The organism is Thermodesulfobacteriota bacterium, from assembly GCA_040758155.1.
Classification (GTDB): Bacteria; Desulfobacterota; Deferrimicrobia; order Deferrimicrobiales; family Deferrimicrobiaceae; genus UBA2219.
On record JBFLWB010000068.1, the window covers coordinates 1 to 7,943 of the forward strand.

At 67.8% G+C, this 7,943-nt stretch carries 5 protein-coding genes; all 5 read right to left on the reverse strand.

All coding sequences use genetic code 11. The features are described 5' to 3' along the window. Positions 1 to 2,377 (reverse strand): SLBB domain-containing protein (locus AB1346_04120; GenBank protein ID MEW6719618.1); only part of this gene is annotated, 2,377 nt, incomplete at its 3' end. A gap of 270 nt (positions 2,378 to 2,647) precedes the next feature. Beyond that, entirely contained in the window at positions 2,648 to 3,142 is a 495-nt protein-coding gene (locus tag AB1346_04125; GenBank protein ID MEW6719619.1) for a transcription termination/antitermination NusG family protein, read from the reverse strand. A gap of 55 nt (positions 3,143 to 3,197) precedes the next feature. Beyond that, positions 3,198 to 5,504 carry a 5-methyltetrahydropteroyltriglutamate--homocysteine S-methyltransferase gene (metE, locus tag AB1346_04130; protein MEW6719620.1) on the reverse strand — a complete coding sequence of 769 codons (2,307 nt, stop codon included), beginning with the start codon at positions 5,502 to 5,504 and terminating at the stop codon, positions 3,198 to 3,200. A gap of 165 nt (positions 5,505 to 5,669) precedes the next feature. After that, positions 5,670 to 6,557, reverse strand: coding sequence for a caspase family protein (locus AB1346_04135; protein ID MEW6719621.1), 888 nt, complete (start codon positions 6,555 to 6,557; stop codon positions 5,670 to 5,672). Between the two features lie 307 nt (positions 6,558 to 6,864). Continuing rightward, the gene (locus AB1346_04140; GenBank protein ID MEW6719622.1) at positions 6,865 to 7,803 is read right to left on the reverse strand and encodes a UDP-glucuronic acid decarboxylase family protein; all 939 of its coding nucleotides are present in this window, start codon (positions 7,801 to 7,803) and stop codon (positions 6,865 to 6,867) included. Between the last annotated feature and the right edge of the window lie 140 nt (positions 7,804 to 7,943).

The following is a 7,943-nucleotide window of genomic DNA, read 5'->3' on the forward strand; positions in this document are numbered from 1 at the left end:
CGCCCGCCTTGAACAGCAGGTCCGACAGCTTCATCCCCTCCGTCAGGACGAAGTCGCCCGGCCGGTTCACCTCGCCGGAGACGGCCGCCGCCTTCCGGTACGCCTTCTCGTTGACCGAGTGGATGCGGACCTGGTCCTCGTTCTCCAGCAGCTTGTTCTCCTCCGGATCGCCGGCGATCGCCCTGCCCAGGTGGAAGTAGATCGTCCGGTAGTTGCGCTCGTCGTCCACGCGCAGGATCTCGGCGCGCTCGAGCCAGGCGAGGCGGGTCAGCCCCCCCGCCATCTTCACGAGGTCGGCCACGCGGGTCCCGCCGTGGATCTCGAAGGTGAGCGCCTCCTTCTCGTAGGGCGACGTCGCCACAGGGGCGTCGGGGTCGCGCCGGTCGAAAGCGCGGGGCATCGACTCGCGGGGATCCACGCCGACCGTTTCCGCCTTCCGGATCTCCCTTTCCCGGATCGACGTATCGCGGGCTCCCCCGTCCCGGGCGCCCATGTCGCGCGCGTCACCGGTGCGTGCATCCCCGGAACGGGTCTCCGTCCCGCGCCGATCCGCATCCCGGAGCTCCCTTTCCCGAAGGGCCGCCTCGCGCAGCTCCCTCTCCCGGTGGGCGGCGCCGTCGGCGTCATTCCCCGGCAGGACGGCCTGCCCGGCTCCGGATCCCGGGATTCCGTCCCCGCGAAGGGCGCCTTCACCCCCGGAATCCGTTTCCACGGGCTGCTTCCGCCAGTCCTCATCGGCGCGGAGCATCTGCCGGACCTGGTTGTCGAGCCCCAGCGTCTGCAGCAGCCCCTTCCTCGTCAGCCGGACCTCACCCGAAATGGACGCCTTCGGCGCGTCCTTGAAATCGCTCCTGCGGAAGACGCGCAGCGTGTCGCGGGGCGCCAGCGCCACATCCGCGCCGGGCTTGCGCTCCAGGACGATCTCCCGAAGGTTGACCGGCACGACCTCCTTGCGCAGGTCGGGCGGCATCCGGCGGACGATCAGCGCGTAATCGAAAAATGTCTCGGGCAGGAACTCCCTCTCGTCCTTGAGGAGAGACCCGACCGTCATCCCGCGCTTCAGCTCGTACCTGCCGGGACGGCGCACGTTCCCCTCGAGCGTGACCGCGTTCCCGTCGGCCAGGACGATCGGGAAGACGCGCACCAGGTCGCCGTCGGCGATCTCCAGCCCGCCGCCGCTTTTCTCCAGCGCGTCGGCGTCGGCGTCGAGCACCACGCGCGCGACGTTTCCCTCCAGCCGCTCCACCTGGACCCGGCGCTTGTACGCCGCGGGCGTGAACCCCCCCGCCAGCTTCACCAGCTCGAGGAGCGACTTCTCCTCCTTCATCTCGTAGATGGCAGGTCTGCGGACCTCTCCGACGACGGCCGCCAGCTTCCCCACCACCGGGACGAACACGACGTCGCCCTGCAGCAGCCGGATGTCCGACCGGGCGTCGCCCTTGAGGAGGAAGTCGTACAGGTCGATCTCCTCCGCCGTCTTCCCGCCGCGCACGATCCGGATCCGGCGCAGCGACCCGATGTCCTTGACCTGCCCCGCCGCCGCCAGCACCTGGAGCGCCGTGTGGAGGGAGCTGATGTTGTACCACCCCGGGAAGCGGACCTCGCCGGTCACGGAGACGCGGATCCCCTTCATCCGTCCCAGGCCGACGTCCGAGCTGACCTCGGCGATGGTCGAGACCTTCTCCTTCAGGAGCGCCTTCACCTGCTCGAACGTCATGCCGGCCACGGAGAGGGTGCCGAGCTTCGGGAAGAAGATCTTCCCGTCGCGGTCGACCACCATGCGCTGGGTCCCCTCCACGCGCCCCCACATCCTCACCACGATCTCGTCGCCCGGCCCCACGACATATCCGGGTGCGACGGGCATGTTCTCCAGCGCCGCCGCCGGGCCGTCCGGGGCCGCCGACAGGTCGTGCCCGAAATGGACGACGGTCTCCCGCTCCGCCGCCGTGAGCCGCCCGCCGAACAGCCCGCCGACGTAGGGGGACTTCGTCCAGTCGTGGCGCGGTTCCCCCACGGCCCGCCCGGCCCGCGCGGCCGTCCCGGCGTCGGGCTTCCCCGGCGCCAGCTCCCTTGTCGCCGCGTCCGCTTCTGCTTCTTCCGCCCGCTTCCGGAGGATCTCCTCCAGCGCCTTCTTCGCCTCGGGATCGGACCCGACGAGCTCCCTCGCCGCGTCCGCCTGCTCGGGCGTGAGGCCGGGCGGGATCGCCTGCGGCCGGAACGGCGATTGCGGCTGCGACAGCGCCTGCGACTGGGACAGCGCCACGCCGGAGCCGGAGCCGAACGGTTCCGCGGCGGAAACAGTCGAGGGCAGCGACAGGAGGAGAAAGAGAAGAACGGGAACGAGCAGAACCGGCAGAACCGGGACGTTCCTGAGCATCAGAACTTCCGCAGAACGGGGACAGACCTGCCGGACCAGGGACCGAAGGGTCGGAACGTTCCTCAGTTGGCGCAAGCAAGCGGTCCTTTACGCGGAATTATGCGGCCCAGTTTACCACCAGTTCGCAGGCTACCGCCCATACGGGGAGCCGGGCACGATCCCCGCTTCGCGGACAGGGAGATTTTCACCGGACGCGACAGCTCAATAGATGATACCAACCTCCGGGAGATAATCTCTCTGTTTTTTTGGGGGGTTTCGAATGGGGCGGACCTACGTCTCGAGGTCGTTCTTCCCGATCGTCAGCTTGTAGCTGGATACGGCGTCGAGCAGCAGCACCACGCGCTCGCGGTCAGGCAGCTCCTCGAGGAAAATGGCATCCAGCCCCGCGAAGGGGCCTTCCCCGATCTTGACCTTCTGGCCGGGCGACAGGTCGATCTTCCTGGGCTCGAGCTTGACGAATCCCTCGGGATCCATCCGCTCCCGGATCGCGACGATGATCTCCTCCCCCACCTCATGGGGATCGATGCCGAAGCAGATGACCCGGGCCACGCCGTGCGTGTACTTGATGGTCTTCAGCTCATCGCCCCGGAAGCGGACGAACAGGTAGGTCGGGAAGAGGGGGCGGACATCGAGGACATCCTTGTAGCGGCGCGACTTCTTGCGGAATTTCGGGAAAAGGACATCGTAACCGGCGCCGGTCAGCCGGGTGAACACCCGGTTTTCGTTCAGGGCCTTCGTCTTGACCAGGTACCACTTCGGTTCCAAGCGTCCCCCCGGATGGGGATACTATCGGAACCGGCGAATATGGGCAAGCGGCCCGTCAGCCGGACCCGATCCGCGCCCGGACGCGCCGCGCGGCCTCGACCATGTTGGCGAGCGACGCTTCGACCTCCGGCCAGCCCCGCGTCTTGAGCCCGCAGTCGGGATTCACCCAGAGCCGCTCGGGCGGGATCACCTCGGCCGCCTTCGTCAGCAGCGTCTCGATCTCCTCGCAGGACGGCACGCGCGGGGAATGGATGTCGTAGACGCCGGGGCCGACGTCGCCCGGGATCCGCCCCAGGCGGAAGTTCGAGAGCAGCTCCATCCCTGAGCGGGAGGACTCTATGGACATGACGTCCGCGTCCATTTCCACTATGGAATCGAGGATATCCCCGAACTCGGAGTAGCAGAAATGCGTGTGGACCTGCGTCTCGTCGCGGACGCCTCCCGTCGCCAGGCGGAACGCGTTGACCGCCCAGCGCAGGTACCGCGGCATGTCCGCGCGGCGCAGCGGCAGCCCCTCCCGGATGGCGGGCTCGTCGACCTGGATCATGCCGATGCCCGCGGCCTCCAGGTCGGCCACCTCGTCGCGCAGGGCGAGCGCGATCTGCCGGCACGTCTCGCCGCGGGGCTGGTCGTCCCGGACGAACGACCACTGCAGCATCGTGACCGGGCCGGTGAGGATCCCCTTCATGGGGCGGCGCGTCAGCGACTGGGCGAAGCGGGACCATTCCACCGTCATGGGGTGCCGCCGCTTCACGTCGCCGAAAAGCACGGGCGGCTTCACGCACCGGGAGCCGAAGCTCTGCACCCACCCGTTCTCCGTGAACGCATACCCTGCGAGCTGCTCCCCGAAGAATTCGACCATGTCGTTGCGCTCGAACTCCCCGTGGACCAGGGCGTCCATCCCCAGCTTTTCCTGCAGGGCGACGCACCTGCGGATCTCGCCGCGGAGGAATTCCTCGTACTCCTCCTTCGACATCAGCCCCTTCCGTCGTTTCGAGCGGGCCTCGCGGATCTCGGCGGTCTGCGGGAAGGAGCCGATCGAGGTCGTCGGGAGGAGAGGGAGGCCGAAGCGCGTCCGCTGGCCGGCGATCCGCTGCCGGAGCGCCCCGGGGCGGCGCAGCATCGACTCGTCCACGGAGGAGGTCCTCGCCCGCACTTCCGGGTCGCGGGTCCGGGGGGAGGAGCGGCGCGCGGCGATCGCGGCGCGCGATTCGGCGAACAGCGGGCCGGCGGGGACGTCGGCGCCCGCGGCATCCGCCAGCGCCCGCACCTCCGCAATCTTCTGGGCGGCGAAGGCCATCCAGCTCCGCAGCTCCGGATCGAGCCCGTGTTCGGCAGCCAGGTCGATCGGAACGTGGAGCAGCGAGCACGAAGGGGCCACGAGCAGGCGGCCCTCCCCGACGGCATGCACGGCGCGGCGTATAAGGGAATGCGCGGCGTCGAGGTCGGTGCGCCAGATGTTGCGGCCGTCCACCACGCCCAGCGACAGCGAGCATCCGGCGGGGAGCGCCTCCAGGACGGCGTCGAGCTGCTCGGGCGCCCGGACGAGGTCCACGTGGATGCCGTCGCACCCCGATCCCGCCAGCAGCGGGAGGTTGTGCGCCACGGACCCGAAGTAGGTCGCGATCATCAGCCGCGGGCGGCGTGCGCAGGCGGCCAGGCGGGGCAGCGCGCGGCGGTACGCATCCGCGGCGGCCTCGTCGAGATCGAGCGCCAGGCACGGCTCGTCGAGCTGGATCCATCCCACACTTTTCGCGGCCAGCGCGCCGAGCAGCTCCTCGTATACGGGCAAAAGCGCGTCGAGCCGGTCGAGCGGGACCCGCGGCCCCGGCGAGCCCGGCGCGTACCTTGACAGCATCAGGAAGGTCACCGGTCCGGGGACCACCGGCCGCGGATCGATCCCGAGGGAGCGCGCCTCCTCCATCTCGGAGAGGATCTTCGAAGTGTCCAGGCGAAACGACAGGCCCGGCTCCATCTCGGGGACGATGTAGTGGTAGTTCGTGTCGAACCACTTCGTCATGTCGAGGGCGGGAAGGTCGATGTTCGCCCCGCGGTCCTGGAGCCCCCGCGCCATCGCGAAATAGCGGGCCTGCGGGTCCTGGACGCACCGGTAGCGCCCGGGAACGGCCCCGACGGCGACCGCCATGTCGAGCATGTGGTCGTACAGCGAAAAGTCGTTGCAGGGGATATGGTCGAGTCCCGCCTCCTTCATCGCCGTCCAGTGCCGGCGGCGCAGCGCGGCGGCCGCGGACTGCAGCTCTGCAGCGGTGGTCTTCCCCGCCCAGTGCCCTTCCAGCGCCTTCTTGAGTTCCCGCCCGATTCCGATGCGCGGATAGCCGAGACACGCAGCGAGGACCGGCATCACCCTGGCTCCTTTCCGATCAGGCCGGGCGGGTCGGGCCGCCCGGTCAGCGGTTACATGTCGAGCTCATTTTCCATTCCTCCATGATGCGCCAAGATCGGTCAAGACGGCACTTTTTCAGGACGAACGCCGGAACTTCTCTCGCCCGCGTGGCCGGCAGTCGCTTTACCGGCACGGCAGGGGCCGCCCGATGCGCATCGCGGACTCTCTACCGTCACGGACCTTTGGGACGGGCTCCAGGAACCGGGAGGCCAGCAGGCGGGAAGGCCCCTCGAGCTGAGGCACCTGGTCGAAACCGTCTTTCGAGATCAGGACGCCCATGGACGCCGCAAGGAACCGGTACGTGGTGACCCAGTCGGCGTCGCGCAGCGCCCGGCAGAGATAGAACGTGTGGGCGCCGTAATATGCGTCGCGGATGAGCGCGTCGGCCGCCGTCTGGTCTTCCCGGCAGGCGGCGAGCAGGACCGCGTTTCCCTTGGTGAGCGACACGCCGAAGCGACGGGCGGATCGGCGGGCGAAGCGGCGGGCGGGGCGGGGAAGGCCGGCGGGACACGGCATGTAGCGCGGGCGCGAGGGGGCGCCGGGACGCGCGGGTGTGCACGAAAAGGAGGGCCCGCGAAGGCCGGTGCCGGAATGGCAGCAATCGAGGATCACGGTGAGGAGGGCGCCTCTCGGAATGCCGCCGCATGCCGCGGCGAGGTCGTCGTCGGTGAGCGGGCGCTCCCAATCGACGTCGTAGGGGCAAAGGATCTCGTCCATCCCGTCGGTGGTCTCGTCGCCGCTCCGGTCCGGCACCTGGGAGCCGTGCCCCGAGTAATGAAATACGAGGGAATCGCCGGGCTTCGCCCCCGCCGAGAGCCACGAAAGACCGTCCAGGATCGCGCCCGTCGTCGCCGCGGAGTCGGTGAGCACCCGGATGTCCTCCTTGCCCGCGAAGCCGTACTCCCCCCGGAGCGTCTCCTCCATCCGCCGCACGTCGTTGAGGCATCCTTTCAGCGCGTCTCTCGGATCCGGGTAATTGTTGATGCCGACCAGCAGCGCTTTCTTTTTCATGGCCTGTCCTCCTTTGGCAGTTGGGGGACAGACGTGCAGATTCCGGGCCGGGAGGCGCAGAACGGGGACGTTCCTGAGAACTTCCGCAGAACCGGGACAGAGATGTAGAGGGGAAAACCGGGACGTTCATGAAGAACGCTGGAATGAACTAATAAATCAAACCGACTGCCTTCACCTAACAGTTTTGCGTTTTCATGAACGTCCCGGTTCTGACGTCTGTCCCTCTTTTGCGGAAGTTCTAAGGAACGTCCCCGTTCTGCGGTTCTGACGTCCGGTTTCCGATCCGGGGGGGAATTCCCCCCGGATTTTATCCGGACGCCAGCAGCTCACGGAAATATTGGATCGTTGGGATCAGCCCGTCCCGCAGCGGGATGGTCGGCGCCCAGCCGAGCTTGGTCCTGGCGAGAGTGATGTCGGGCCTGCGGCGGACGGGGTCGTCCTGGGGAAGCGGCTGGAAGACGATCTCGGACTTCGAGCCGGTCAGCTCCTTGACCATGTTCGCCAGCTCCAGGATGGTGAACTCGCCCGGGTTTCCAAGGTTCACGGGGCCGACCATCTCGTCCTGGTCCATCATTGCCATCATCCCCGTGACGAGGTCATCCACATAGCAGAAGGAGCGGGTCTGGCTACCCGTCCCGTACATCGTGATCGGCTCCCCCTTGAGCGCCTGGACGATAAAGTTCGAAACGACCCGGCCGTCGTTGGGGTGCATCCGGGGACCGTACGTGTTGAAGATCCGGATGACGCGGATCTGGAGCTTGTGCTGGCGATGATAGTCGAAGAAGAGGGTCTCGGCGCAGCGCTTCGCCTCGTCGTAGCAGGCCCGCACGCCGATCGGGTTCACGTTCCCCCAGTACGATTCCCTTTGCGGATGCTCGGTCGGATCGCCGTACACCTCGGAGGTGGAGGACTGCAGGATCTTCACCTTCAGCCGCTTGGCGAGGCCCAGCATGTTGATCGCGCCGTGGACGCAGGTCTTGGTCGTCTGCACCGGGTCGAACTGATAGTGGACCGGCGAGGCGGGGCAGGCAAGGTTGTAGATCTGGTCCACCTCGACGTACAGCGGCCAGGTGATGTCGTGGCGCATGAACTCGAACATCGGGTTGCCGATGAGGTGCCGGATGTTCTGGCGGCGGGAGGTGAAGAAGTTGTCGACGCACAGGACCTCGTCCCCTCGCGCGAGCAGCCGCTCGCAGAGGTGCGATCCGATGAAGCCCGCGCCGCCGGTGACCAGGACCCTTTTCATTCCCGACTCCCTCCGATGGATATTGCGCCTGCCGCCGCTACTTCATCCGTGCCCGGCGGGCGTGCTCGTACCAGTCGATCGTCCTCCGCAGCCCTTCCTCGAACGGCGTCCGCGCGACGAACCCGAACTTCTCCCTCGCG

Excerpts from the sequence above, each read along its gene's own strand:
- AB1346_04135 (MEW6719621.1), bottom strand. The coding sequence starts at position 6,557 with ATGAAAAAGAAAGCGCTGCTGGTCGGCATCAACAATTACCCGGATCCG.
- AB1346_04140 (MEW6719622.1), bottom strand. The coding sequence starts at position 7,803 with ATGAAAAGGGTCCTGGTCACCGGCGGCGCGGGCTTCATCGGATCGCAC.
- metE (MEW6719620.1), bottom strand. The coding sequence starts at position 5,504 with ATGCCGGTCCTCGCTGCGTGTCTCGGCTATCCGCGCATCGGAATCGGG.